The 24924-nt window shown below is 73.8% G+C and carries 21 protein-coding genes; 7 read left to right on the forward strand and 14 right to left on the reverse strand.

Features of this window, described 5'->3' with window-relative positions; all coding sequences use genetic code 11:
* Window positions 1-14 precede the first annotated feature (14 nt).
* The 6 genes from H5V45_RS00380 to H5V45_RS00405 all read right to left on the reverse strand — a co-directional run bounded on the left by H5V45_RS00380 (window position 15) and on the right by H5V45_RS00405 (window position 7978).
* On the reverse strand, window positions 15-3020 hold the full coding sequence (locus H5V45_RS00380; protein ID WP_185251106.1) for an AAA family ATPase: 3006 nt from the start codon (window positions 3018-3020) through the stop codon (window positions 15-17).
* Complete coding sequence (locus H5V45_RS00385) at window positions 3017-4198, reverse strand: exonuclease SbcCD subunit D (protein WP_185251107.1); 1182 nt, start codon at window positions 4196-4198, stop codon at window positions 3017-3019. The genes H5V45_RS00380 and H5V45_RS00385 overlap by 4 nt, the downstream gene beginning before the upstream one ends.
* A gap of 82 nt (window positions 4199-4280) precedes the next feature.
* Complete coding sequence (locus H5V45_RS00390; RefSeq protein WP_185251108.1) at window positions 4281-5336, reverse strand: NAD(P)-dependent alcohol dehydrogenase; 1056 nt, start codon at window positions 5334-5336, stop codon at window positions 4281-4283.
* A 22-nt stretch (window positions 5337-5358) separates the two neighbouring features.
* Entirely contained in the window at window positions 5359-6138 is a 780-nt protein-coding gene (locus H5V45_RS00395; RefSeq protein ID WP_185251109.1) for a hypothetical protein, read from the reverse strand.
* Window positions 6139-6143: 5 nt separating this feature from the next.
* Window positions 6144-7022 (reverse strand): ABC transporter permease, encoded by an 879-nt coding sequence (locus H5V45_RS00400; protein ID WP_185251110.1) that lies wholly within the window; start codon window positions 7020-7022, stop codon window positions 6144-6146.
* A complete protein-coding gene (locus tag H5V45_RS00405) occupies window positions 7019-7978 on the reverse strand; it encodes an ABC transporter ATP-binding protein (RefSeq protein WP_185251111.1) in 960 nt (319 codons plus the stop codon). Before H5V45_RS00405 ends, H5V45_RS00400 begins: the two co-directional genes overlap by 4 nt.
* A 114-nt stretch (window positions 7979-8092) precedes the next feature.
* Between H5V45_RS00405 and H5V45_RS00410 the strand changes: the two genes are divergently transcribed.
* Both H5V45_RS00410 and H5V45_RS00415 read left to right on the forward strand, forming a co-directional pair.
* Window positions 8093-8779 carry a response regulator gene (locus H5V45_RS00410; protein ID WP_185251112.1) on the forward strand — a complete coding sequence of 229 codons (687 nt, stop codon included), beginning with the start codon at window positions 8093-8095 and terminating at the stop codon, window positions 8777-8779.
* The gene (locus H5V45_RS00415) at window positions 8776-10179 is read left to right on the forward strand and encodes a sensor histidine kinase (RefSeq protein WP_343061349.1); all 1404 of its coding nucleotides are present in this window, start codon (window positions 8776-8778) and stop codon (window positions 10177-10179) included. The genes H5V45_RS00410 and H5V45_RS00415 overlap by 4 nt, the downstream gene beginning before the upstream one ends.
* Here the strand turns inward: H5V45_RS00415 and H5V45_RS00420 are convergent.
* Window positions 10170-10970 (reverse strand): formate dehydrogenase accessory sulfurtransferase FdhD, encoded by an 801-nt coding sequence (locus tag H5V45_RS00420; RefSeq protein WP_185251113.1) that lies wholly within the window; start codon window positions 10968-10970, stop codon window positions 10170-10172. The genes H5V45_RS00415 and H5V45_RS00420 overlap by 10 nt on opposite strands.
* 51 nt (window positions 10971-11021) lie before the next feature.
* Window positions 11022-13484 (reverse strand): aminopeptidase N, encoded by a 2463-nt coding sequence (gene pepN / locus H5V45_RS00425; protein WP_185251114.1) that lies wholly within the window; start codon window positions 13482-13484, stop codon window positions 11022-11024.
* Between the two features lie 209 nt (window positions 13485-13693).
* Between pepN and H5V45_RS00430 the strand changes: the two genes are divergently transcribed.
* On the forward strand, window positions 13694-15460 hold the full coding sequence (locus H5V45_RS00430; protein ID WP_185251115.1) for a SpoIVB peptidase S55 domain-containing protein: 1767 nt from the start codon (window positions 13694-13696) through the stop codon (window positions 15458-15460).
* Between the two features lie 35 nt (window positions 15461-15495).
* On the forward strand, window positions 15496-17208 hold the full coding sequence (locus H5V45_RS00435; protein WP_185251116.1) for an aminotransferase class V-fold PLP-dependent enzyme: 1713 nt from the start codon (window positions 15496-15498) through the stop codon (window positions 17206-17208).
* A 4-nt stretch (window positions 17209-17212) separates the two neighbouring features.
* On the opposite strand, the gene H5V45_RS00440 is transcribed toward H5V45_RS00435, so the two are convergent.
* Window positions 17213-18883, reverse strand: coding sequence for a CHAP domain-containing protein (locus H5V45_RS00440; RefSeq protein ID WP_185251117.1), 1671 nt, complete (start codon window positions 18881-18883; stop codon window positions 17213-17215).
* Between the two features lie 107 nt (window positions 18884-18990).
* Window positions 18991-19998 (reverse strand): NADP-dependent oxidoreductase, encoded by a 1008-nt coding sequence (locus H5V45_RS00445; RefSeq protein WP_185251118.1) that lies wholly within the window; start codon window positions 19996-19998, stop codon window positions 18991-18993.
* Window positions 19999-20177: 179 nt separating this feature from the next.
* Between H5V45_RS00445 and H5V45_RS00450 the strand changes: the two genes are divergently transcribed.
* On the forward strand, window positions 20178-20321 hold the full coding sequence (locus H5V45_RS00450) for a hypothetical protein (RefSeq protein WP_185251119.1): 144 nt from the start codon (window positions 20178-20180) through the stop codon (window positions 20319-20321).
* A 200-nt stretch (window positions 20322-20521) separates the two neighbouring features.
* On the opposite strand, the gene H5V45_RS00455 is transcribed toward H5V45_RS00450, so the two are convergent.
* A complete protein-coding gene (locus tag H5V45_RS00455; protein ID WP_185251120.1) occupies window positions 20522-20809 on the reverse strand; it encodes a Fe-S cluster assembly protein HesB in 288 nt (95 codons plus the stop codon).
* Between the two features lie 119 nt (window positions 20810-20928).
* Between H5V45_RS00455 and H5V45_RS00460 the strand changes: the two genes are divergently transcribed.
* Together H5V45_RS00460 and H5V45_RS00465 are read left to right on the forward strand one after the other, a co-directional pair.
* Window positions 20929-21366: an OsmC family protein gene (locus tag H5V45_RS00460; RefSeq protein ID WP_185251121.1), complete on the forward strand. Its 438-nt coding sequence runs from the start codon at window positions 20929-20931 to the stop codon at window positions 21364-21366.
* 3 nt (window positions 21367-21369) lie between these two features.
* Window positions 21370-22281 (forward strand): oxidoreductase, encoded by a 912-nt coding sequence (locus H5V45_RS00465; RefSeq protein WP_185251122.1) that lies wholly within the window; start codon window positions 21370-21372, stop codon window positions 22279-22281.
* A 7-nt stretch (window positions 22282-22288) separates the two neighbouring features.
* Here H5V45_RS00465 and H5V45_RS00470 read toward each other — a convergent pair whose 3' ends face one another.
* Genes H5V45_RS00470 through H5V45_RS00480 form a run of 3 tightly spaced genes read right to left on the reverse strand, consistent with a single transcriptional unit; the run spans window position 22289 to window position 24906 of the window.
* On the reverse strand, window positions 22289-22981 hold the full coding sequence (locus H5V45_RS00470; RefSeq protein WP_185251123.1) for a peptidylprolyl isomerase: 693 nt from the start codon (window positions 22979-22981) through the stop codon (window positions 22289-22291).
* A 24-nt stretch (window positions 22982-23005) separates the two neighbouring features.
* Entirely contained in the window at window positions 23006-24067 is a 1062-nt protein-coding gene (locus tag H5V45_RS00475; RefSeq protein ID WP_185251124.1) for an alanine racemase, read from the reverse strand.
* Window positions 24067-24906: an aldo/keto reductase gene (locus H5V45_RS00480; RefSeq protein ID WP_185251125.1), complete on the reverse strand. Its 840-nt coding sequence runs from the start codon at window positions 24904-24906 to the stop codon at window positions 24067-24069. Before H5V45_RS00480 ends, H5V45_RS00475 begins: the two co-directional genes overlap by 1 nt.
* Window positions 24907-24924 lie beyond the last annotated feature (18 nt).

The following is a 24924-nucleotide window of genomic DNA, read 5'->3' on the forward strand; positions in this document are numbered from 1 at the left end:
CGGCCGGCTCCAGGTCAGCGCGACAGCGCGAGCGTGGAGCCGGTGCGGGCCTTGCTCACCCGCAGCTGGGTCGGGATGCGGTCGCGCATCTCGGCGACGTGGCTGACCACGCCGACGATCCGGCCGCCGTCGCGCAGCGAGTCGAGCGTGTCCATCACGTCGTCGAGCGTGTCGGCGTCGAGCGAGCCGAAGCCCTCGTCCACGAAGAGCGTGTCGAGCCGTGAGTCGCCCCGGTCCCCGTCACCGGACTCCTGCGTGATGACGTCCGCGAGGCCGAGGGCCAGCGCGAGGGAGACGACGAACGTCTCGCCGCCCGAGAGCGTGGCCGGGTCCCGGGCCTCGCCCGACCAGTCGTCGCGCACCAGCAGGCTGAGCCCGCCCCGGGTCTCCCCGGCACCCCGCCGCCCGGTGTGCTCGAGGGAGTAGCGCCGGTCGCTCATCTGCGCCAGGCGCTCGTTCGCGGCGGCGACGACCTGGGTGAGCCGGTAGGCCAGGACGTACGCCGAGAGCCGCATCTGCAGCCGGTTGTCGGGTGACTTGCCGTCGACGAAGGTCGCCAGGCGGGTGGTGAGGTCGAGCTCCTCGCGCAGCGGCGCCCAGTCGTCGAGGGCGGTGGCGAGGTCGTCGGCCAGCGTCGTGAGGCGCTCCACGCGGGTGGCCCACACCCCGGCCCGCGACCGGGCGTCCCCCAGGGCGGCCAGGGCCGCCGCGTGGGCGCGCTGCGCAGCGGGAACGTCGGGTGTCGGCGACGCGAGCAGCCCGGCGGCGTCCTCGTCGGCGAGCACGGCGGTCACCGCGGCCAGCCGTCGCTCGTGGTCGGCCAGCGTGCGCTCGAGGGAGCGCAGGTCGTCGGCGGGCAGCGCGGCCCCGGCCGCCTCCTCGGGCGTCGCGAAGCCGGCCTCGGACACGGCCGCTGCGAGCGCGGCGCGGGCCTCGTCGGCCGCCGTGGTGGCGGCCGCGAGCTCCGCCAGCGCCTGCAGGGCGGCCCGCCCGGCGGCGGCCCGCTCGAGGTGCCGGTCGAGCTGGGTGGCCAGGTCGCGGGCCCCGTCGAGCAGCCCGTCGAGCTCGACCTTGAGGGCGGTGTGCTCGGTGGTGCGTGCCCGGACCGTGTCGGTGAGGGCGGCGCTCTCCCGGTCGAGGGCGGCGACCTCGGCGAGCAGTCGCTCGCTGGCGGCCTCGGCCTCCTCCAGCGCCTCGCGGGCGGCGGGCAGGCCGTCGGCCAGGGCGCGCAGCCGCTCGGCACCCTCCCGGACCGCTGCTGCCCGGGCCTGCAGCTCGTCGAGGGGGAGGGGGCCGGCGTTGCCGGTGGCCACGGCGAGCGCCGTCGCGAGGGTGCGGACCTGCTCGTCGTGGACCTGGGTGGTCGACTTCGCGGTGTCGAGCCGCTTGAGGGCGGCCTTCTCGGCGGCGGCGTCCGGGGCGCCCTCGGCGCGGGCGGCCTTGTGCGGGTGCTCGGCGGAGCCGCACACCGGGCAGCAGGCACCGACCGCGAGGGCCCCGGCGATCTCGGCCGCCATCCCCTCCAGCCGCGCCTCGCGCAGGTCGAGCCACGCTTCCCGGAGCACCTGCTCCTCGGCCTGGGCGACGGCGAGGTCGGCGCGGGCGTCCGCGAGCTCGCGGGTCAGCCCCCCGACGAGGGAGTACGCCGTGACGCGGGCGTCCAGGGCGGCCAGTCGCTCCTCCTCGACCGCGACCCGCTCGCCGGCCGCGGTGGCCTCGACCAGCTCGCGCCGCAGCACGAGCAGCCGCTCGGGCAGGGCCGCCCGGGCGCGGGCGACGGCGTCGCGGCGCTCGCCCAGCTGCTCCTGCCGGGCCCGGGCCTCGGCGATCTCACGGGTCAGCCGGCGCTGCGTCTGCTGGCGGGGCAGCGCGGCCCGGACCCGGGCGGCGTCGTCCACGGCGCGCTGCAGCGCCTCGGTCAGCGTGTCCTCGTCGACCATGAGCAGGCCGAGCGCGTCGGCGGCGCGCTGACCGGCGGCCTCGGCCGCTCCCGCAGCCCGCTCCAGCGCCGTGCGTGCGGTCCGGTCGATGCGGTGCAGCGGCAGCACCCCGGCGGCCCGCCGGGCGGCGTCGACCCGGTCGCGGCCCCGAGCGTGGTCGTCCGCCGCGGCGAGCAGCGCCTGCTGCTCGGCGGCGGCCGCCTCCACGCGCCGGCGCTGCTCCAACGTCGTGCGGACCTCGTCGAGGACGTCGCGTGCCACCGTCTCCGCACCCGCGGCCGTCTCGGCGTCGGCCTCGCTGCTCGCGCGGGTGGTCAGGGCGGCGTCACGCAGGCCCGTGGCCCAGGTGAGCAGGGTGCCGTCGGCCGCGGGCCCCAGGAGGTCACGGATGTCCCAGTCGGCGGGGAGCCGCACCTCCGTGGCCTCGCTGACCCGGCTGACCAGGTCGGCGACCCGCTGGTGGGACGCCTCGGAGCGGCGGCGCAGCAGCGAGCGGCGCTCCTTGAACCAGCGCTCGACCTCGTCGAAGCGGCCGGTGCGGAAGAGCTGCTGCAGCAGCCGGTGCCGCTCGTCGGACCGGGCCCGGAGGAAGGCCTGGAAGCGGCCCTGCGGCAGCATCGCGACCTGGGTGAACTGGGTGACGTTCATGCCGACGAGGGCCGTGACCAGGTGACCGGTCTCGTCGAGACGGCTGGACAGCGGCTGCCAGGCCCCGTCGACGCGCTCGGTGATCGTGACCGAGGCCTGCTCGGTGGTGGTGCCGGTGCCGCGCTTCTTGGGGCGCTCCCACGCCGGCGAGCGGCTGATCCGGAAGCGGCGGCCCGACAGGGTCGTCTCGAGCGTGACGCGCGGGGCGACGCCCGGCGCCGCCTGGTCGGCCCGCAGCCGCTTGGCGGCGTTGCGATCGCCGGGGACGTCGCCGTACAGCGCGAAGCAGACCGCGTCGAGCACGCTGGTCTTGCCGGACCCGGTCGGGCCGGTGAGCAGGAAGAGCCCGGCGTCGGAGAGCCGGTCGAAGTCGACGCTGACGGTCTCGGCGAACGGGCCGAAGCCGGTCACCTCGAGCTGGTGCAGCCTCATGACGCCCCGTCCGTCACCAGGGTGTCGAGATCGGGGTCCTCGCAGCACGCGTCGAACGCCTCGCGCAGCAGCAGCGCCTCGTCGTCGGTGGCGGCGCTCCCGCGCATCTCGGCGACGAAGTCGAGGGCGATCTCGTGGTCGGAGCGCCCCTGCACGCGCGCGGCGGGCACGCCGCCCGGCGCGCCGCTCGCGGGCTCGAAGCCGAGGACCAGCGCGTGCGGGAAGCGGCTCCGCAGGCGGTCCATCGCCTGCAGCGGCCGGGTGTCGTCGGTGAGGGTCGCCTGGACCCAGGCCGCCTCGTGCACCACCAGCCGCGGCTCGGCCAGCAGCTCGTCCAGGGTGCCCCGCAACCGCGCGAGGGGGCGGGGGACCGGGGCGTCGACGAAGGTGCAGGACGTGACGCCGACCGGGCCGAGGTCGACGAGCCAGGACCCCTTGCGCTGGTCGGCCTCGGAGAACGAGTAGGCCAGCGGCGAGCCGCTGTAGCGGATCGCGTCGGTGAGCGTGTGCCGCCCGTGCAGGTGGCCGAGCGCGGTGTAGGAGATCCCGTCGAAGACGGACGTCGGCACGAGCGAGACGCCGCCGACGCTGATGTCGCGCTCGGAGTCGCTCGGCCGGACGTCGAGGGCGCCGCCGCCGACGAAGGCGTGGGCCAGCACGACCGAGCGGGTGGCGGACGAGCGGGTCGCCAGGTCGGCGCGGACGCGCCGCATCGCCTCGGTCAGGGCGGCCTCGTGGGAGCGGGCGGCCAGGCCCCAGGGCTCGCGCACGGAGTCGGGGTCGAGGTAGGGCAGGCCGTGCACCGCCACCGGGCCGTGCTCGTCCTCGAGGAGGACGGGCGTGCCGACACCGCCGGCGTCGGTGCGGATGAAGACGCCCGCGGCGTCGATCAGCCGCGAGCTGAAGCCGAGCCGTTGCGCGGAGTCGTGGTTGCCGCTGGTGAGCACCACCTGCGCCCGGGAGGCGGCCAGCCGGGCCAGCGCCTCGTCGGCCAGCCGGACGGCGTCGACGTGGGGCAGCGCGCGGTCGTAGACGTCCCCGGCGACGACCACGAGGTCGACGCACTCCGCGGCGACCACCTCCAGCAGGTGGTCGACGTACGTCGCCTGGTGCGCCAGCATCCCCTCACGGTGGAACGACCGGCCCAGGTGCCAGTCGGACGTGTGGAGGATGCGCATGCGACCAACCTAGGAACAGGCACCGACAGTCCGGCGGACCCACGCCGCCGGACCGCCGGTGTGAGGCGGTCGACCCGGTCGCTCAGTCCTCGAGCGCGGCCATGTCGATGACGAACCGGTAGCGCACGTCGGAGGCGACGACGCGCTCGTAGGCCTCGTCGATGACGGCCGGCTCGGGGGCCAGCACCTCGACCTCGGCGCCGATGCCGTGCTCGGCGCAGAAGTCGAGCATCTCCTGGGTCTCGCGGATGCCGCCGATCTTGGAGCCGGCCAGCGAGCGCCGCATCCCGGCGAGCGAGAACGCGTGGAACGAGTCGGCGTCCGACGGGATGCCGACGTTCACCATGGCGCCGTCGAGGCGGAGCAGCGAGAGGTACTTGTCGACGGGGAGGTTCGCCGCGACGGTGTTGACGATCAGGTCGAAGGTGCCGCGCAGGTCCTTGAAGGTCTGCTTGTCCTCGGTGGCGTGGTAGTGCTGCGCCCCGAGGCGACGGCCGTCCTCCTCCTTCTTGAGCGACTGGCTGAGCACGGTGACCTCGGCGCCCATCGCGACCGCGATCTTCACGCCGAGGTGGCCGAGGCCACCCATGCCGACGATCGCGACCTTCTTGCCGGGACCGGCGCCCCAGTGGTGGAGGGGGGAGTACGTCGTGATGCCGGCGCACAGCAGCGGCGCGGCCTCCTCGAGCGAGATGCCCTCGGGGATGCGCAGCGTGTAGTCCTCGTGCACCACGAAGTGCTTGCTGTAGCCGCCGTAGGTGTCGCCACCCTCGTAGAAGCGGCCGTTGTAGGTGGGGACCTCGCCCTTGAGGCAGTACTGCTCCTCGCCGGCCTCGCAGTTCTCGCACTCGCGGCAGGAGTCGACGAAGCAGCCGACGCCGACGCGGTCGCCGACCGCGAACTTCGTGACCTCGTCGCCGACGGCGGTGACGGTGCCCGCGACCTCGTGGCCGGGGACCATCGGGAAGATGCCCTCGGCCCACTCGTTGCGGGCCTGGTGGATGTCGGAGTGGCAGATGCCGCAGAAGGCGACGTCGAAGGCGACGTCGTGCGCGCCGACGTCGCGGCGCTCGATCGTCGAGCGCTCGAAGGCGGCGCTCGGGGTGGGGACGGACAGGACGGGGGTGGTCGTCGTCATGCGTCGAGCCTAGGGGCCGCGGTCAACGCTGCACCGGGAGCGTGACCGGGCTCGGCGGACCGAAGCCGGTGGTCGCGTGGACGGTGAACGTGACGTCCTTCGCCCCCGCGGGCACGGCCTTCGGCAGCCGCAGCGTCCTGGTGGACTCCTCGGCGAGCTGGATCGGCAGGCTGCCGAGGTCGGTCGAGCCCGAGGTCACGTCCACCGTGCCTGCGCAGCCGCGGTCGCCGGAGCCGCAGGTGAGCTGCACCGTGGCGCCACCGCTGGCGTCCGGCGTCACCGTGGTGCTGGCGACGGCGAGGACCGAGGGGAAGACCACGCCGGTCGGGCTGTTGTCGGTCGCCGGGTCGAAGCACCCGTCGAACTCGAACAGCGGGTTCGTCACCACCCGGCCGCGGGTGTCGGTCATCGTCAGGAAGCCGGTCAGCTTGCTCGGACCGCTCGCGGTGTAGCAGTCGTTGCTGTGCACGTTCAGCTCGAACTTGCCGTAGCCCTCGGGCGGCATCGGCACGTCGGGGTCGTTCCAGCTCATCAGGCAGTTCCAGTCGCCGCCCGGACCGACGTCCTTGTTCTCGGCGCCGGCCTTGTCGCACATGGCGGTGGCGTGCAGCGACGCGGCGGAGACGGTGCGGCCCTGGAGGCCGGCCGTGTGGACGTAGAGGTGGGTGAAGGTCGCGGTGAGGGACCGCTCCAGGCGGGGCCGGGTGACGGTGCTGCTGCCCGAGCTGCCGGCCACGACGGCCGAGGCCAGGCCGAGCACGACGACGAGGGCGGCGAGGACGGTGAGAAGGGTACGGCGCATGGTGGTCAGCCTCCGGTGATGTCGCGACGGCGGAGCATGAGGTAGGCCGCACCGAGGCTGACGGCGCACCAGACGGCGCTCGTGACCAGTCCCTCGGTGAGCGGGCCGGTGAAGCGGGGGTCGGCGAGCAGCCCGTGCCAGGCCTCGAACGGCGTGGTCAGCAGGAACGGGCGCACGGCCTCCACCCCGCCGAGCGCGCCCACGAGCTGCATGACCATGCCGATGACCACGGGGGCGGCGACACCGACGGCCGGGTTGCGCGACCAGACGGACAGCAGGATCGCCAGGCAGGTGAAGCCCAGCATCGGCGGGACCGTGGTGGCCCAGCTCAGCGTGACGAGCCGCAGCGCCTCGCCCGCGGGGATCGTCTGGCCCGTGAGGCCGAGCAGCGGCTGGTGGCCCACGATCAGCAGGCTCGACGCGATCGTCGACGCCGCCAGCACCACCAGGACCAGGACGCCGAACCCGGCGGCGGTCACGGTCTTGGCGGCGAAGAGATCGGTGCGGCTCGTGGAGCGGGTGAGCACGGTCTTCCAGGTGCCGTGCTGGTCCTCGCTGGCGAAGATGTCGCCGGCGACGACTGCGGTGAGCAGCGGGATGACCCACTGCGCCGCGAAGCCCAGGACGAGCAGCGCCAGCGCGAAGCCGTTGTCCGTGGCGAACCGGCCGAAGAGCGTGTCCTTGGGGGGACGGGACTGGCCGTGGATGACCACGACCACGACCACGGGGAGCAGGAGCGAGCCGATCAGGACGGCCCGCGCGCGCTGCTGGGCCCGGAGCTTGCGCAGCTCCCAGCGCAGCGGCGCCAGGCGTCCGGGGCGTCGCGGCGCACCGGCCGCCGGCGCCCGGGTGGCCACGTCGGCAGCGGCGGCCGGGGCGCTCATCGGACGGCCCCCGCCGGCGCGGCCGGGCGGTCGAGGGTCTGGTGGTGGGCGTCGTCGGTGAGCATGAAGAACAGGGCCTCCAGGGGCGTCTGGGTCTGGCTGAGCGCCAGCAGGTCGATGCGGGCCTGCACGATCGCGGCGACGTACGCCGACACCTGGGGCGTCGGGCCGGTCACGACGAGACCGGTGGCGGCCCCGCGGACGACCCGCAGGCCGGGGTGCTCCCGGGCGAGGCCCAGGGCGCGGTCGTCGTCGGTGGTCGCGAGCAGGTGGCCCGGGTCCGGCGCGCGGGTGCGCAGGGCGGCGATGGTGCCGTGGAAGGCGACGGTGCCGCGCTTCATGATGGTGACGTTGTCGCAGATCTCCTCGACCTCGTCCATGTCGTGCGAGCTCAGCAGCACGGTCAGCCCGCTCGCGGCGAGCCGCTTGACCAGGGCCCGCATGTCCCGGATGCCGGCCGGGTCGAGGCCGTTGGCGGGCTCGTCCAGCACCAGGAGCCGCGGCTCGCGCAGGAGGCTCGCGGCGACCCCGAGGCGCTGGCGCATGCCGTAGGAGTAGCCGCCGACCTTCTGGTCGACGCGGTCGCTCATCTCGACCAGGTCGAGGACCTCGTCGAGCAGCCCGGCCGGGGCGCCGCCGTCGAGGAGGAGCAGGCCCTCGAGGTTCTGGCGGCCGGTGAGGTACGGGTAGAACCGGGGGCTCTCGATGAAGCCACCGACGCCGTCGAGGACCGCGACGCCGTCCTCGTCCCAGGTCCTGCCGAGCACGCGGATGGTGCCGGCGTCCGGACGGATCAGGCCGAAGAGCATCCGGAGGAAGGTGGTCTTGCCGGCCCCGTTGGGCCCGAGCACGCCGTACACCTCGCCCTCGGCCACCCGCACGGTGATGTCGTCGACGGCGCGGACCGGTCCGAAGTTCTTGGTGACGCCCACGGCGTCGACGGCGAGCGATTCCATGCTGCGCACCGTAGGAGGAGCAAGATGAAGGGACCGTGAACCGCCCTGCGACGGTGCAGGGTGGTCCTGCCCGCCCCACCTGCCCGCCCGCCTGCCTGCCCCGAGAGGACGACCGTGCGCATCCTGGTCGCCGAGGACGACCGACGGCTCGCCGCCCTGCTCGAGCAGACGCTCGTCGAGGCGGGCTGGGACGTCGAGGTGGTCCACGACGGCACGGCGGCCTACGGCCGCGCGCTGCCCGGCGGTCTGGCGTACGACGTCCTGCTGCTCGACTGGATGCTGCCGGGCACCGACGGGCTGGCCGTGTGCCGGCGGCTCCGGGAGCTCGGTGTCCTGACACCGGTCCTGATGCTGACCGCCCGCGCGGACGTCCGCGACCGGATCGACGGGCTCGACGCCGGCGCCGACGACTACCTGCCCAAGCCCTTCGACCTCGACGAGCTGCTGGCCCGGCTGCGGGCGCTCGTGCGGCGCACGTCGTACGGCGAGGAGGTGGTCGTCGAGGTCGACGACCTCGTCGTGGACCCGGGCTCGCGGACCGTGCGGCGGGCCGGCACCGCGATCGAGCTGTCGGCGCGGGAGTTCGACATCCTGCACCTGCTCGTGGCCCGCGCCGGGCGAGTGGTCAGCCGCTACACGATCCTCGACGAGGTGTGGGACGGCGAGACCGACCTGAGCAGCAACGTCATCGACGTCCACCTCGCGGCGATCCGGGCGAAGATCGACCGTCCGTTCGGGACGAGCACCATCACCACCGTCCGGGGCGCGGGCTACCGGGTCGACACCCGGGAGACCCGGTGAGCCGGCTGCCGCTGCGGGTCCGGCTGGTCGCCGGCTTCGTCGTCGCGATGCTGGTGCTGCTGTCCGCCGCGGGCGCCTTCGTCTACTGGCGCGTGGAGTACGCCCTCGACCGGGGCCTCGACACCGAGCTCACCCAGGCGGGTGCGGTGGTCGCGCCCCTGGTCGCGCCGTCCGGACGGGTCACCTCCACGGCAGCCGCCGACGCGACCGGCACCGGCTGGCAGGTCCTCGACGCCCGGGGCCGGGTGCTGGACTCGGGCGGCACCGCTCCGGACACGCCCCTCGTCCCGGCCTCGGACCTCGCCGGGGTCGGCCCCGGCGGCGTCACCGAGGACATGGGGGCGCTGCTGCCGGTCGCGGCGAAGCCCTACCGCGTCCGGATCACGCCGCTGGCCGGCGGGAGCCGCTTCCTCGTCCTCGGCGTGCGCCGCGACCACCGGGACGAGGCCCTGCGCGAGCTGCTGCTCCAGCTGGCCCTGGCCGGCCTCGGCGCGCTCGCCGTGGCGGCACTGGTCGGCGACCTCCTGGCCCGCGCGGCGCTGCGTCCGGTCGAGACCTACCGCCGTCGCGCCGACGAGATCGCCGGTGGCGGGGAGCGCCTCCGCCTGGACGTGCCCGCCGGGCGGGACGCCGAGGTGACCCGGCTGGGGCACACGCTCAACGACATGCTCGACGCCCTCGAGCGCTCGCTCGAGCACGAGCGCCGCTTCGTCAACGACGCCAGCCACGAGCTGCGGACCCCGCTGACGCTGCTCTCCGCGCGCCTCCAGCTGGCCCGGCGGCGGACCCGCACGGTGGCCGAGCACGAGACCACGCTCGACGAGCTGGCGGTGGACGTCGCGCGGCTCACCGACCTGGCCACCCAGCTGCTGGCCCTGGGTGCCCCGGCCAGCGGCGAGCCTGTCGGCAGCGACGTCGCCCGGGTCGTCCGCGACGTGGTGGCCCGACGCCGGGCGACCGTCCCGGACGGGGCGCCCGGCACCGACCTCCCGGCGGGGGACGCGCCCAGCAGCCTGGCGCCCCAGGAGGTCGAGCGGATCGTGACCAACCTGCTCGACAACGCCGCGCTGCACGGGGCCGCGCCCGTGCTGGTGCGGGTCCGGGTGGTCGCGCCGGCGTGGACGGTCGTGGAGGTGCGGGACGGGGGGCCGGGGATGAGCGGGGAGCTGCTCACCACGGCGACCGGGCGGTTCACCCGCTCGGCCGAGGCGCGATCACGACCCGGCGCCGGCCTCGGTCTCGCCCTCGTCGACCAGCTGGTCCGGCAGGCCGACGGCGAGCTGCGCCTGTGCTCCGGCGGGGAGCACCGCACCCACGGGCGGGCCGTGCCCGAGGTCGCGTGCGAGCACGGCGCGGCGACGACCGTCACGGTGGTGCTGCCGCAGAGCGGTCAGGAGTAGCGCACGCACCTCGAGGCCGAGGTGAAGCCGTAGAGCGCCATCCCGCTCTCGGACGCCAGCCGCGCCGACAGGCTCGTCGGTGCCCCGACCGAGACCAGCGCCCCGACGCCGGCGGTCGCGGCCTTCTGCACCAGCTCGAAGCCGGCGCGGCCGCTCACCACCAGGCACGCGGCGGCCGGGGACTCGGCCGCCAGCACGCGCGCGCCGGTCACCTTGTCCACGGCGTTGTGCCGGCCGACGTCCTCGCGCACGACGAGCAGGGTGCCGTCCGCGTCGAAGAGACCGGCGGCGTGCACCCCGCCGGTGCGCGCGAAGACGGCCTGCCGCTCCCGCAGCGCCTCCGGCAGCCGGCGTACGACGTCGGGCGCGGGGAGCGCGCCCGCCCACCGCTGGGCGGGGGTCACGCTGAGCGCCGCGGCGACGCTGTCCTTGCCGCAGACCCCGCAGGCCGACGACCCCGCCGACTGCGCGTCGTGGCGGTGGCCGGGGTCGTTGACCGGGGGAGCGGAGAGGGTCACGGTGACGACGTTGAACTCCTGCTCGGGCGCCAGGTCGACGTCGGTGCAGTAGGCGACCCCCGCGATGGCGTCGGCCGGGGCCAGGCCCTCGTGCACGAGCCAGCCGGCCGCCAGCTCGAAGTCGTTGCCGGGCGTCCGCATGGTCACCCAGACGCGGCGCGCGGGCGCGCCCGGCCAGGCGAGCCGGATCTCGAGCGGCTCCTCGGTGGCCAGGCGGTCCTCGTGGCGGCGCTCCGTGCCGTCGGCGAAGAGCTCCTCCACACGGGTCCGCACGGTCGGTCCCGGCCGCCGCGCCCGGTCGCTCACGAGGCGCTCACAGGGTGCTCACGAGGGGGAGTACCGCTGGCGGATCGCCATCCGGCGCCCGAGCTCGTCGGCCTCGTCGACCAGGCGCCGCCGGATCGCGAGGTCGAGGCTCTCGTCGGTGATCAGCGCGTGCGCCTGGGCGAGCGTCGACTCGGTCAGCGACGTGGACGGGAAGAACGACTCCGCCGCGTCGGCGAGCAGCCAGCCGCTGCGCTTCTCGACGGTGCCCGGCAGGTCGGCGAAGTAGCGGTCGACGTAGGGATCCGTCAGCTGCTCCTGGCCGACCCGCCACATGCCGAGGCCGATCGCCTCGAGCTCGTAGTTCGGGACGTCCAGCTCGCCGGTGAAGTGCTGCCACGCCCAGGCCTTGGCCTGGGCGTCCGGCAGCGACGCGACCGCGCGGGCGTGCTCGACGCGGGAGCGGGCGGTCGGCTCGGCGTCGAGCGCGGCCTGCAGCTCCTCGCGGTCGGTCTCACCGAGCACGGCCAGCTGGACGAGGATCCGCCAGCGCAGGTCCAGGTCGATCTCGAGGCCGTCGGCCAGCACCCGGCCGGCCAGCCAGCTGCGCAGCTCCCCGGAGTCGGTCGCCGAGCTCACCGCGGCCTGGAAGGCGGACAGCTGCAGCGTCGAGCCGGCCTCCGCGGTCGCGCCCTTGGCGGTGGCGGCCGCGTGGATGCGGACGAGGGCGGCCCGGGGGTCGGCGGCCAGGGCCGCGACCTTCGTGAGCAGCCACGGCAGCGTGTAGAAGACGGCGTCGTCGACGTCCTCGATCGGGAGCCCGGCCTCGAGCAGGTCGAGCACGTCGGCCGGGTCGACGGCGGCGTTGTGGAAGCCGCTGCGGACGGAGTTCCAGATGCCGGCGCGCAGCAGGCTGTCGTCGGTCGTCGGGAGCAGCGTCTTGAGCGCCTGCACCGTCGTGTCGTCGGGCAGCACCAGCGCCCAGGTGTCCTCGTAGGGGTCGAGCACGACGGCCGCCCCCTCCTCCACGGCGTACGCCGTGGTGTCGGCGTCCACGGTGAGCGGCTCGACCTGCCAGGTCCCCCCGGGCGCGGCGCTGGCGACCCGCAGCGCGTGCGACCGCTCGGCCGGGTGCCCGTCGGGTGCGGTCCGGCGGACCACCCCGGCGGCGCGGTCGAGCGCGATCGTGTCGGGGCCCGCGGTGCGCAGCCAGTTGCTCGTGAACGACGACAGGTCACCCGCGCCGGCGGACTCCCAGCTCGCGAACAGGTCGTGCATCGTGGCGTTGCCGAAGCGGTGCTGCGTGAAGTGGTCGATCGCCCCGGCGAAGAAGACCTCGTCGCCGAGCGTCGCGTTGAGCTGCTTGAGGATGCTCGAGCCCTTGGCGTAGGAGATGCCGTCGAAGTTCTGCAGCGCGGCCGAGGCGTCGAAGGCGCCGTTGCCGGCCACGGAGTGCGTGCTCGGGCGCTGGTCGGCCACCAGCCCCCACTGGCGGCGGGCGTAGGCGTTGTGCACCCACGCGTCGTCGTACTCCGTCACGTCGGCGGTGACGCGGTTGCCCATGTACTCGGCGAAGGACTCGTTGAGCCAGAGGTCGTCCCACCAGCGCGGCGTCACGATGTTGCCGAACCACTGGTGCGCCATCTCGTGGGCGACGGTGGTGGCCCGCGCGATCCGGACCCCGCGGGTCACCCGCGACGAGAAGATCAATGGGTCGCGGAAGGTCACGCAGCCGGGGTTCTCCATCGCGCCGGCGTTGAACTCGGGCACGAACGCCTGGTGGTAGTCGCCGAACGGGTAGCGGATGCCGAACAGCCGGTGGAACTCGTCGAAGCACTGCCTGGTCATCGTGAAGAGCTCGTCCGCGTCGGCGTCGAGGTCCTTCGCGATGCTGGCGCGGGCCGAGAGCCCGAGCGGAATGCCGTCGTGCTCGTCGCGGACCAGGTGGTACGGACCGGCGACCAGCGTGACGAAGTACGTCGACAGCGGCGGCGTGGTCGCGAACTCCCAGCGTCCGGTCTCCACCTGCGTGCCGGGGGCGTTGCCGACGACCACCCAGTCGGCCGGCGCGGTGACGTGGAAGGTGTACGGCGCCTTGAGGTCGGGCTGGTCGAAGCAGGCGAAGATGCTGGGCGCCGCGTCCATGAAGGACATGCCGTACACGTAGTGCTTGCCGTCCGCCGGGTCGACCGAGCGGTGCAGGCCCTCACCGTCGTTGCGGAAGCGCATCGTCGCGTCGACGACGAGCTCGTTGTCGCCGGCGACCGTGTCGAGGGGCAGGCGGCCGCGGTCCAGCAGGTCCGCGTCGAGCGGGCTGCCGTTGAGGTGCAGCGACGTGACGCCGACCGGCTTGAGGTCGACGAAGGTCGGCCCGCCGCGCGAGGTGAACCGGACCGTCGTGACGGACCGGAAGGTCGCCTCGTCGGAGGCGAGGTCGAGGTCCACGTCGTACGACGTGACGTCCAGGAGGTCGAAGCGGGCCTGGGCCTCGCTGTGCTGGAGGCTCTGGGTGGGGGTGCTCACGCGCCCACCCTATGACGGCGTCGGGCGGCGTCGACGGGGGACTGAAATGCGCCGTTTCCGCTGCGCCGGGAGCCCCCGGGACCTACGGTCTGGGCGGGCGGGGAATCGCAGGCAACCAAACCGGTCGCCGCGGCGTCTGAGGTGCACACGGGGGCGTGATGTCACGCCACACAATTTCGGGAGGAAGTGACGTCATGTCACGAACAGTCATGAGCCGGGGCCGCGCCCTGGTCTCGTTGGCCGCCACGATCGGGCTGAGCCTGAGCGCAGCAGCGGTCGTCACGGGGGCCACGCCGGCCCAGTCGGCCGAGCCGGCCGGCGACTGCAAGGCCGCCTACCCGGTGGGCGACCTCGCCAGGGGCGACGACGTCACCGGTCTCACGGTGACCTCGGGCACCACGCCCACCGGCTTCACCGGTGACGTCATCGGCGTCCTGGACGACGGCATCGGGCCGGACCTCGACATGGTCATCGTCGAGCTGAGCTCGCCGGAGATCGACCGCGTCGGCGGGATCTGGCAGGGCATGTCCGGCTCGCCGGTCTACGCCTCCGACGGCCGCCTCATCGGCGCCGTCGCCTACGGCCTGTCGTACGGCGCCTCGCCGGTCGCCGGCGTCACGCCGTTCGCCGACATGGACGACTACCTCGCCTCCGCGGGTCGGCCCGGCACCATCGAGGTGTCCGACGCGCAGGCCCGCGCCATCGCGCGCAGCAGCGACGTGTCCCGCGCCCAGGCGGCGCAGGGCTTCAGCCAGCTCAAGATGCCGCTCGGGGTCTCCGGCGTCAGCGCCCAGCGCCTCGCCCAGGCCAAGCACTCCAAGAAGCACGCCTGGCTGCCGAAGAGCGCCTACTCGATCGGTGCCGCCGCGGCACCCGCCGCCGGGCCCGGCCCGGAGACCGTGGTCGCCGGCGGCAACCTGGCCGCCTCGCTGTCCTACGGCGACGTCACCCAGGCCGGGGTCGGCACGGCCACCTCGGTCTGCAACGGCAAGGTCGTCGGCTTCGGCCACCCGCTCGGCTTCCTCGGCGAGACCAGCCTGACGCTCCACCCGGCCGACGCCCTCTACATCCAGAAGGACACCCTCGGCCCGCCGTTCAAGGTCGCCAACCTCGGCGCGCCGGCCGGCACCATCACCGACGACCACCTGACCGGGATCACCGGCAGCTTCGCCGGCCTGCCGGAGACCTCGGACGTCACGTCGACCGTCACCTACCGCGACCGGTCCCGCACCGGCGCCAGCCACGTGTCGGTGCCCGAGGGCACGGCCGGCACGGTCTTCTACGAGGCGATCGGCAACCACGACCGCGTGGTCGACGGTGTCATCTCCGGCTCCGAGCTCCTGTCCTGGACGATCAACGGGCACCAGGCGGACGGCTCGACCTTCAGCCTCCCGGTGACCGACCGCTACGCCTCGGACTACGACATCACCTTCGAGTCGTCCTACGACCTGGCCGACTTCACGTACGCCCTCAGCGCCATCAAGGGCGTCACGATCGACGACGTCACGATGACCTCCGCGGTCGACGACGACAACTCGACCTACGCCCTCACGCAGGTCCAGCAGCGGCGCGGCGGCAAGTGGGTGACGCTGGGCAAGGGCTCGCCCGCCGTGGGCAAGCCGGGCAAGAAGCTGCACCTGCGCACGCTCCTGACCAGCCCGACCGACACCAGGTACGTCAAGGTCTCGGTCGGCGTGCCGTCGAAGCTGCGCCACGGCCGCGCCCGGATCGGCGTCTTCGGCGGGAGCTACAACTACTCGCCGTACGCCTACCCGAGCACGCTCGCGCGGGCCAAGAAGTACGTCGACACCTACGTCCGCAACGACCAGGTCGTCGCGTCCTTCGGGGGCTTCTACGGGGGCGAGGAGGACGTCTACTTCCGTGGCGGCAGCGCGTCCGCGCCCACCCAGGGCGTCAGCGCCCCGCAGGCGCACGTGGTGACCGGCAGCCGCAACGTGAAGCTGGTCGTCCGGTAGGTCCCCGGCCCCGTCCCGGGCCTATCCTCAGGGGCATGGAGCACCACGACGAGGCGGAGCAGCGCGAGGCGCTGCTCCGCCTCATCCGCGAGTCTGTCATCGGGGACGACCAGGTCATGCAGACGCCGTACGGCGCCCGCCGGGTCACCTACGCCGACTACACGGCCTCGGGCCGGGCCCTGACCTTCCTGGAGGACTTCCTCCGCGACCAGGTGCTGCCGGGCTACGCCAACACGCACACCGAGTCGAGCGGCACCGGGCTGCAGACGACCCGCCTGCGCGACGACGCCCGTGCGATCATCCACGCGGCGGTCGGCGGCGACGACGACACCGTCGTGCTGTTCGCCGGGTCCGGCTGCACCGGCGCGATCGCCAAGCTGATCGGCGTCCTGGGCCTGCGCATCCCGTCGGTCCTCGACGACCTGCACGACCTGAGCGGGCACATCCCACCCTCCCAGCGGCCCGTCGTCTTCGTCGGGCCCTACGAGCACCACTCCAACGAGATCCCGTGGCGCGAGTCGATCGCCGACGTCGTGGTGATCCGGCAGGACGCCGACGGGGGAGTGGACCAGGCGGACCTGCGCGAGCAGCTGGAGAAGCACGCCGAGCGACCGCTCAAGATCGGCACGTTCTCGGCCGCCTCCAACGTCACCGGGATCGTCTCGGACACCGCGGGCATCTCGACGCTGCTGCACGAGCACGGGGCGCTGTCGTTCTGGGACTTCGCCGCGGCCGCGCCGTACGTCGACATCGAGATGGGCGTCGTCGACCCCGCCCGCCCGCTGTCCTACAAGGACGCGATCTTCCTCTCGCCGCACAAGTTCATCGGCGGCCCGCAGACCCCCGGGGTGCTCGTGGCCCGCCGCGAGCTCTTCGCCAACCGGGTGCCGGACGTGCCCGGTGGCGGCACGGTCGCCTACGTCAACGACGACGACCACCGCTACCTCGACGACCCGACCCACCGCGAGGAGGGCGGCACGCCGGCGATCATCGAGTCGGTGCGCGCCGGGCTGGTCTTCCAGCTCAAGCAGGCCGTCGGCACGACCACGATCCGCGAGCAGGAGGACCGCCACCTCGCCCGGGCGGTGGCCGCCTGGCAGGACGAGCCGGGCATCGAGCTGCTCGGCAACCTCGACGCGAAGCGGCTCTCGATCGTCTCGTTCGTGCTGCGCTCGCCGTCGGGGCGCTACCTCCACCACAACTACGTCGTGGCGCTCCTCAACGACCTCTTCGGCATCCAGTCGCGCGGCGGCTGCTCGTGCGCGGGCCCCTACGGCCACCGGCTCCTCGGCATCGACCTGGCCCGCTCGCACGAGTTCGAGCGCGAGATCACCGGCGGCTGCGAGGGCATCAAGCCGGGCTGGGTGCGCATCAACTTCAACTACTTCGTCTCCGACACCGTGGCCGACTACCTCGTCGAGGCCGTGCGCCTGGTGGCCCGCGACGGGTGGCGGCTGCTGGCCGACTACCGCTTCGACACGGCCACCGGGATGTGGCGGCACCGCGACGGCGTGGTGCTCCCGCCGCTCAGCCTGCACGACATCTCGTACGCCGGCGGGCGCGCGTCGATGCCGACCGGGCGCGCCACCGGGGGAGAGGGGCTGCTCGCCGAGCACCTGCGCGACGGCGCGGCGATCCTGGCCGCCGCGAGCGGTCCCGACCTGTCCGAGCACCCGGCGAGCCTGAGCGCCGACTTCGAGCACCTGCGGTGGTTCGACCTGCCGCGTGCCTGCATCGCGGAGGGGTGAGTGCCTACCTGACCCGGACCATCTTGGTGAGGGTCGCGCCGGTCAGCGTCGACGAGCCGGCGTAGCGGAACCGCAGCTTCATCGGACCGGGCTCGAGGTGGCGCAGCGCGAAGTTGCGGGTGCCGGTGCGCACCGGCACCTCCTTGAGGACGACGCCGTGCGAGAGGACCTGGACGGTGCCGGAGACGACGTCGACGCCGTCGGCCGCGAGCCGCAGCACCAGGTCGAGGCGGCCGTGGCCGGGGTGCGTGGAGCGCACGCGGATCGTCGGGCGGCTCTTGACCAGCGTCGTCGCCGCGGTCGGCTGGACGAGCGGGGTGTACCCGGCCCGGGTGACGGTGACCGAGGCCGCGATCCGCTGGCCGAGGTCCTCGGGGCCCAGGACGTACGTCGTCCCGGTGACGCCCTCGACGGGCAGCCCGCCGCGGAACCACGTGATCGTCGCCGTGGCGTCGGTGGCGGGTGACCAGGACCCGGGGTCGAGCGTCAGCGACTCGCCGAGCCGCGGGCTGCCGGTCAGCGTCGGAGCGTGCTTGACGACGAAGTCGGCGAGGGCGACCGGGTCGGTCGGCGCCGTGACGACGGCGACGTCGTCGTACCCGGCCCGGGAGGCCGTGACCCGGACGGTGAGCACGTGGTCGACGTCGTCGGGGGTGGGGGAGTAGGTGGTGGCGGTCGCGCCGTCGATCGGCGCGCCGTCGCGCAGCCACTGGTAGGCGAGGGACGGCGAGGCCGGGTCCCAGGTGCCGGCGGTGACGCTGAGGACCTGGTCGACGGTGGCCTCACCGCTGAGGACGGGCGCGACGGTGCTGCTCAGGACGCCCGACTCGACGACCGGCGTCTTCGTCGACACGGCCGTCGCGGCCGGGAAGCCGGCGCGGCTGGCGGTGACGGCGACCTGGATCCGCTTGCCCTTCTCGTCGGCCCGCAGCGTCAGGGTGGCCTTGGTCGCTCGGGTGATCGGCTCGCCGCCGGCCTTCCACGCGTAGGAGTAGGTCGTGTCGGTGCTGGCGGGGCTCCACGAGCCGGTGGTGGCCGTCAGGACGCCGCCGACCTTGGTGTCGCCGGAGACCGTCGGCTTGGCGGTGTTGTCGAAGGACACGTCGTTGAAGTGCACGAAGCCGCTCGGCCAGCTGCCGCCGGCACGCGTGATCCGGGCCCAGGAGAAGTCGCCGCCCCAGCTGTCCTGGGACACGATGATCTCGTCCTCGGAGATCACCTTCTCGACGTACGCCACGTGGCCCGCGGACCCGGCCGGGCGGACGTTCTCCGCCCACCAGGCCACCGCGCCGACCTTCGGGACGTCGTCGGTAATCTCCTTGTTGTAGAGACCCCAGTACTCCGCGTTGCCGCCCCCGGACCACGGCCGCTCGTTCGGCAGCCCGCTGTGCACCATCCGGTACGCCGCGTAGTTGGTGCAGTTGTGGCCGGAGTACATCCGCCAGTACATCGTCCCGTTGGCCGCGGCGTACCCCGCGCTGCCCATGCCCTGGCTCTTGCAGCTCGCGTAGCCGCTGCACAGGAGCGTCATGCTCCGGGCGACCGGGACGGCCAGCTCCTGGGGCTTGTCGTCGGTGAGGCTCGAGCCCTTGTCGGCGGTCGCGGGCGCGACGCCGAGGCTGCCGAGCAGCAGCGACGCGCAGAGCGCCACGACGGCGCGACGGAGAAGGGTCACGGGTGGGAGTGTAGGGACGAATGTGACGTGAGTGAAGAGTTCGTCGGAATGTCAACCTTGTAATTCGGCGTGTCGCCGATTGGTCGAGATTTCCGGGCCGCGCTCCCTCAGAGGCGGACCAGCATCTTGCCGGTGTTCGCGCCGCGCATCAGGTCCAGGAAGGCGTCGACCGCATGGTCGAGGCCGTCGACGACGGTCTCGCGGCTGGTGAGCCGGCCCTCGGCCACCCACGCGCCGGCGCGGCGGTAGAACTCGCCGGCCAGGTCGGCGTGGTCGGTCACGATGAAGCCGCGCAGGGTCAGCCGCTTGCTGACGATCATCATCATGTTGCGGGGTCCGGGCGTCGGCTGCTCGTCGTTGTACTGCGCGATGGCGCCGCAGGCGGCGATCCGGCCGTTGTCGTTGAGGTGGAACATCGCGGCCTCGAGGTGGTCGCCGCCGACGTTGTCGAAGTAGACGTCGAAGGGGGCGTGCGGCGTGAGCAGCTTGCCGACCGGGCCGTCCTTGTAGTTGACCGCGGCGTCGAAGCCGAGCTCGTCGGTCAGCCAGGCGACCTTCTCGGCGGAGCCGGCGGTGCCGACCACCTTCGAGGCGCCCAGCAGCTTCGCGAGCTGGCCGGCGACCGAGCCGACCGCGCCCGCGGCGCCCGACACGAGGACCGCGTCGTCCTCCTGGAGGCCGGCCACGCGGGTGAGGCCGGCGTACGCCGTCAGGCCCGGCATGCCGAGCACGCCGAGGTGCGCCGAGGCCGGCACCTGCGCGACGTCGACCTTGCGGACCGCGGCGACCGGCAGCAGGGCGTGCGCGCGCCACCCGGCCTGGTGCAGCACGGTGTCGCCGACCGCCAGCGACGCCTCGGCTCCGTCGCCGAGGGCCACGACCTCGCCCACGGCGCCGCCGTCCATGGGCTCACCGAGCTGGAACGGGGGGACGTAGGACTTCACGTCGTTCATGCGTCCGCGCATGTACGGGTCGACGGACATCACGGTGTTGCGGACCAGCACCTGGCCCGGCTCGGGGTCCGGCAGCTCGACGTCGACGAGGCGGAAGTTCTCCGCGGTGGGCCAGCCGGAGGGACGTGAGGCGAGGTGGACCTCGCGGGTCGAGGTGGTCATGACCCGATCCTCTCAGGCGCCACGCCGGGCCCGGGTGGTGGGCGACGTCACGTCGTCGGCGAGGAATGTCCGGCGGCTCCGGACGCTTAGGATGTAAGAGTCGCTGACGCGGCCACAGTCATTACAGAAGATCACACACACAGCGACCCGGGGACCGGGTCGAAGGGGGATGGACCATCATGAACACCCAGCTGCACCTGGCCTACGGGATCGTCGACATGCGGGCGCGCTCCGACCAGGACCAGGCCCTGCTGCGCGACGTCGCCCTGGCCCGCCAGGACGCCCGCCGCGCGCGCCGCGCCGGCCGCCAGCGCACCCGCTGACACCGACTCGGCGCATCTGCAGAACCTGAGGGTGCCGAGTCGGCGCATCTGCAGACGGAGGCGCGCTCGACCGGCCCCGATTTCTGCATCAGCGCCGACTCGGCGCCCCAACAATCTGCAGTAGCGCCGACTCGGCGTGCTTCGGACGTGACGAACCCCGGACCAGGTGGTCCGGGGTTCGTCGTACGTCGGGGGGTGCGTCAGGCCTGGAGGCCCAGCGCGAACTCCACGCGACCCTCGGGGTCGACGGCGGCGTCGAGGACCTTGTCCTCGAGCATGACGGCGGCGCCCTGGTCGAGGTAGACCGTCGCGCCGTCCTGGTCGACCGTCTGGTCGCCCGGCTCGGGCGCGGCGGCGGCCGTGACCTCGAAGGTCGGCTCGCCGGCGGCCTGCTCGGTGGTGATCCGCAGGCCGGTGGTGTCCTCGAGGCCGGGCTGCGTGGTGATGTCCTTGACGATCGTGCTGGCGTTCTCGGTGAGGGTGAGCATGTACTCGCCTTTCCGGTTCGGCTGCAGGGAAGCGTCCACCGTCCCCGACGCGTCCGCCTGATGCAAACGCGGACCCGTCCCGGGCGTGTCATGGCTGGCCGCTCTGGCAGGCTGTCGCCATGAGCGACCCGACCCCCGACCCCACCCTGCGCAGCATCGACCTGACCCGGATCGGCGAGCGGCGCTACAAGGCCACGAACGGGCGCGGCGGCCAGCTGCCGATCGGCTCCGGTGACGACCCGGACTTCACGCCGGTCGAGCTGCTCCTCGCGGCGCTCGCGGGCTGCGGCGCCGTCGACCTGGACCACATCACCGGCAAGCGCGCCGAGCCGGTGCGGTTCGACGCCACCGCCGAGGGCCACAAGGTCCGCGACGAGCAGGGCAGCCACCTCGTCGGGCTGCGCGTGACCTTCGACGTGATCTTCCCCGAGGGCGAGGACGGCGACCGGGCCCGTGAGGTCGTGCCGCGCACCCTCCAGCAGATCCAGGACCGGCTCTGCACCGTCGGTCGGACCGTGGCGCTCGGCGAGCCGGTCGCGTACGTCGAGAAGGCCTGACCGGTGGCGCGGGCGGCCCGCACCGGGCCGTGGACCGCGGTGCCGCCCCAGCACGGCCGGCGCTTCGTCGTCACCGGCGCCAGCGGGGGCATCGGCCTCGAGACGACCCGGCGTCTCGTCCCGGCCGGCGCCCACGTCGTGCTCGCCGTCCGGGACCCGGAGAAGGGCGAGCGGGTCGCGGCGCCGCTGCGCGCCTCGCTCGTCGGCAGCGTGGAGGTCGCCCGGCTCGACGTGGCCGACCTGTCCTCGGTGCGCGCCTTCGCGGACGCCGTCGGCCCGGTCGACGTGCTCGTCAACAACGCCGGCGTGCTCGGGCTGCCCTTCTCCCGCACGGTCGACGGCTTCGAGACCCAGCTCGCCACCAACCACCTCGGCCACTTCGCCCTGACCAACCTGCTGCTGCCCCGGCTGACCGACCGGGTCGTCGTGGTCGCCTCCGCTTCGCACCGCGGCGGCGACCTGGACGTCACCGACCTGGACTGGTCGCGGCGCGGCTACCGCCCGTACGCCGCCTACGCCGCGTCGAAGCTCGCCAACCTGCTGTTCGTGGCCGAGCTGCAGCGCCGCCTCACGGCCGCCGGGTCCACGCTGCGCGTCACCGCGGCCCACCCCGGCTACACGTCCACCGGGATCCAGGGCGGCACCGGCAACGCCGCCTTCACCCGGCTCGCCCAGGTCGGCAACGCGCTCCTGGGCATGCCCGCCTGGCAGGGCGCGCTGCCCACGCTCTACGCCGCGACCATGGACCTGCCCGGCAACAGCTACGTCGGGCCGCACCGGGCCCGCGAGCTGAACGGCTGGCCGACGCTGGTCGGACGGTCCCGGACGGCCAGCGACCCCGACCTCGCCCGGGAGCTGTGGGCGGCGTCGGAGCGGCTGACGGGTGTCGCGTGGGCCCTCGGCGGACCCGGCTGAGCGAGGGCTACTCGGCGGTGACCGAGGTGATCTCGACCTTGTCCTTGGGCGAGCCGTCGGGGCCGCCGTCGGTGGTGCCCTTGTCGGCGATCGCCTTGACGACCTTCAGGCCGGCCTCGTCGATGGTGCCGAAGACGGTGTACGACGGGGGCAGCGGGCTGTCGCCGTACACGATGAAGAACTGCGAGCCGTTGGTGTTGGGGCCGGCGTTGGCCATGGCGAGCGTGCCGGGGCCGTAGGTCTCGGTGCCGTCGAGCTCGTCGTCGAACGCGTAGCCGGGACCCCCCGAGCCGGTGGCCGTCGGGTCGCCGCACTGCAGGACGAAGATGCCCTGCGTGGTGAGGCGGTGGCACTCGGTGTCGTCGAAGTAGCCCTGGTCGGCCAGCGAGACGAACGAGTTGACCGTGCAGGGCGTCTTGTCGGCGTCCAACGTGGCCGCGATGTCCCCGGCGTTCGTGGCGATCGTGGCCGCGACCTCGCCGCTGACCGCCGCCTTGTCCGGCGGCAGGTCGACCTTCTTGGCCGGTGCCTGGCCGTCGGCGGTGTAGGTGCACGCCGGGCCGGTGGCCTCGCGGGTCGGGGCGGAGGCCTTGCTGGTCGGGGCCGTGTCCGTGGCGCTCGACGAGTCGTCCGAGGAGCAGCCGGCGAGGGCGAGGACGGCCACGCAGGTGGCCAGGGCGGCGAGGGGTCGCTTCAGCATGGGGACGATCGTAGAGGGGCGGTCTCAGGCGTTCAGCCCGCGGGCCGCCACCCGCCACGCCCGCAGCTCGCCCGACTCCTCGGCGTACACCGTGTCCACGAGGTTCACCGCGGCGCACACGTGGTTGGGCACGACGTCGACCTGGCTGCCGAGAGGCGGCAGCGGGGCGCCGCCGAGGTCGACGACCGCGTGGTGCTCGGACAGGAGGACGATCCGGGCGTCCGGGTGGTCGAGCAACCGCCCGAAGCCCGTGGCGTACGGCGCCCGGTCGGCGCCCAGCACCTTGCTCCCGGCGTCGAGCACCACGCGGCCGTGCGCGTGGCTGACCACGGTGCTGCGGCAGGTCAGGGCGATGTCCTCGGGCGGGCAGCTCCCGAGCTCCCACTGCTGGGCGTCCCCGAAGACGTAGACGCCCGGGCGGAGCTCGCTCAGCACCCCCGTGTCGGCGTGGGCCAGGCTGGGCGTGGAGCCGCCGCTGAGCACCTCGGGCTCGAGGCCGACCGCCCGCAGCGCCGCGGCGGCCCGGGCGAGGGCGTCGGCCTCGTCGGCCGCGGCGCCGGCGAGCGCGTCCGGGGCGTAGCTGTGGCCGGGGAACGTGAAGACGCCGCGGACGCCCAGCCCGGTGCGGGTCGCGGTGGCGGCGACGGTGCCCGCCTCGTCGGGGGCGACCCCACTGCGGTGGTGGCCCGAGTCGACCTCGACCAGCACCTCCGCCGTGGTGGCGCCGAGCAGCCGGGCCGCGTTGGCGACGCCCTCGACCGAGTCGACGCCGAAGGCGACCCGCGCGTCGATCGCGAGGTCCCGCAGGCGGGTCGCGCTCGCGTCGTCGAGCCAGAGGGGGTAGGCGATGAACACGTCGGTGACGCCGTTGCGGACGAAGGTCTCGGCCTCGCCGATCGTGGCGACGGTGATGCCGACCGCGCCCGAGGCGAGCTGCAGCCGGGCGATCTCGACGCTCTTGTGGGTCTTGACGTGCGGCCGCAGCGCCACGCCCGCGGTGGCGGCGTGCTCGGCGACGCGGCGGACGTTGCGGCGCAGCCGGGGCAGGTCGACCCGCAACCAGGGTGTCGAGGGGGTCGGCGCCATCACTGCTCCTCGTGCGTGTCCGGGTCCCCGTCGAAGAGCCGGCCGTCCGGACGGCCGAGCGCCGTGATCGCCGCGACCTCGTCGTCGGTGAGCGCGAAGCCGAAGACGTCGAGGTTCTGCCGCTGGCGCTCGGGGGTGGCCGACTTGGGGATCGGCACCGAGCCGAGCTGCACCTGCCAGCGCAGGATCACCTGGCCCGGGGTGACGTCGTACTTCTCGGCGGCGGCGGCGACCGGCGGCTCGGTGAAGGGTGCCTGGCGCTTGCCCAGCGGGCTCCAGGACTCGGTGCGGATGCCGAGCCGCTCGTGCACGGCGCGCATCTCGACCTGGGGGAAGTAGGGGTGCAGCTCCACCTGGTTGACCACCGGCGTCACGCCGGTCTCGTCGATGATCCGGGTGAGGTGCTCCTCGGTGAAGTTCGAGACGCCGATCGAGCGGATCAGCCCCTCCTTCTGGAGGTCGACCAGCGCCCGCCACGCGTCGGGGTAGCGGCCCACGCCCGGGTTCGGCCAGTGGATCAGGTGCAGGTCGAGGTGGTCGAGGCCCAGCCGCTCCAGCGAGGCCCGCACGCTGAGCAGCGCGTCGTCGTAGGCGTGGTGGCGGCCGGGCAGCTTGCTGGTCACCACGATCTCGTCGCGCGGCACGCCGGAGCGGCGGATCGCCTCGCCGACCTCCTGCTCGTTGCCGTAGTTCACGGCCGTGTCGAGCAGGCGGTAGCCGTTCTCCAGCGCGGACACGACGGCGGAGATGCCGTCGTCGCCGGTGAGCGGGTAGGTGCCGAAGCCGATCGCCGGGATCGTGGTGCCGTCGTGGAGGGAGTACGTCGGGAGCTCAGCCATGCCGCCCAATCTACGACG

The organism is Nocardioides luti (assembly GCF_014212315.1).
In the GTDB taxonomy this organism is placed as follows: Bacteria; Actinomycetota; Actinomycetes; order Propionibacteriales; family Nocardioidaceae; genus Nocardioides; species Nocardioides luti.

What these genes read in the sequence shown, in the direction of transcription:
- H5V45_RS00435 (WP_185251116.1), top strand. Translation starts at nt 15,496, where the DNA reads ATGGAGCACCACGACGAGGCGGAGCAGCGCGAGGCGCTGCTCCGCCTC.
- H5V45_RS00455 (WP_185251120.1), bottom strand. Translation starts at nt 20,809, where the DNA reads ATGCTCACCCTCACCGAGAACGCCAGCACGATCGTCAAGGACATCACC.
- H5V45_RS00445 (WP_185251118.1), bottom strand. Translation starts at nt 19,998, where the DNA reads ATGACCACCTCGACCCGCGAGGTCCACCTCGCCTCACGTCCCTCCGGC.
- H5V45_RS00470 (WP_185251123.1), bottom strand. Translation starts at nt 22,981, where the DNA reads ATGCTGAAGCGACCCCTCGCCGCCCTGGCCACCTGCGTGGCCGTCCTC.
- H5V45_RS00430 (WP_185251115.1), top strand. Translation starts at nt 13,694, where the DNA reads ATGAGCCGGGGCCGCGCCCTGGTCTCGTTGGCCGCCACGATCGGGCTG.
- H5V45_RS00480 (WP_185251125.1), bottom strand. Translation starts at nt 24,906, where the DNA reads ATGGCTGAGCTCCCGACGTACTCCCTCCACGACGGCACCACGATCCCG.
- H5V45_RS00385 (WP_185251107.1), bottom strand. Translation starts at nt 4,198, where the DNA reads ATGCGCATCCTCCACACGTCCGACTGGCACCTGGGCCGGTCGTTCCAC.
- H5V45_RS00460 (WP_185251121.1), top strand. Translation starts at nt 20,929, where the DNA reads ATGAGCGACCCGACCCCCGACCCCACCCTGCGCAGCATCGACCTGACC.
- H5V45_RS00405 (WP_185251111.1), bottom strand. Translation starts at nt 7,978, where the DNA reads ATGGAATCGCTCGCCGTCGACGCCGTGGGCGTCACCAAGAACTTCGGA.
- H5V45_RS00450 (WP_185251119.1), top strand. Translation starts at nt 20,178, where the DNA reads ATGAACACCCAGCTGCACCTGGCCTACGGGATCGTCGACATGCGGGCG.
- H5V45_RS00380 (WP_185251106.1), bottom strand. Translation starts at nt 3,020, where the DNA reads ATGAGGCTGCACCAGCTCGAGGTGACCGGCTTCGGCCCGTTCGCCGAG.
- H5V45_RS00395 (WP_185251109.1), bottom strand. Translation starts at nt 6,138, where the DNA reads ATGCGCCGTACCCTTCTCACCGTCCTCGCCGCCCTCGTCGTCGTGCTC.
- H5V45_RS00390 (WP_185251108.1), bottom strand. Translation starts at nt 5,336, where the DNA reads ATGACGACGACCACCCCCGTCCTGTCCGTCCCCACCCCGAGCGCCGCC.
- H5V45_RS00400 (WP_185251110.1), bottom strand. Translation starts at nt 7,022, where the DNA reads ATGAGCGCCCCGGCCGCCGCTGCCGACGTGGCCACCCGGGCGCCGGCG.
- H5V45_RS00475 (WP_185251124.1), bottom strand. Translation starts at nt 24,067, where the DNA reads ATGGCGCCGACCCCCTCGACACCCTGGTTGCGGGTCGACCTGCCCCGG.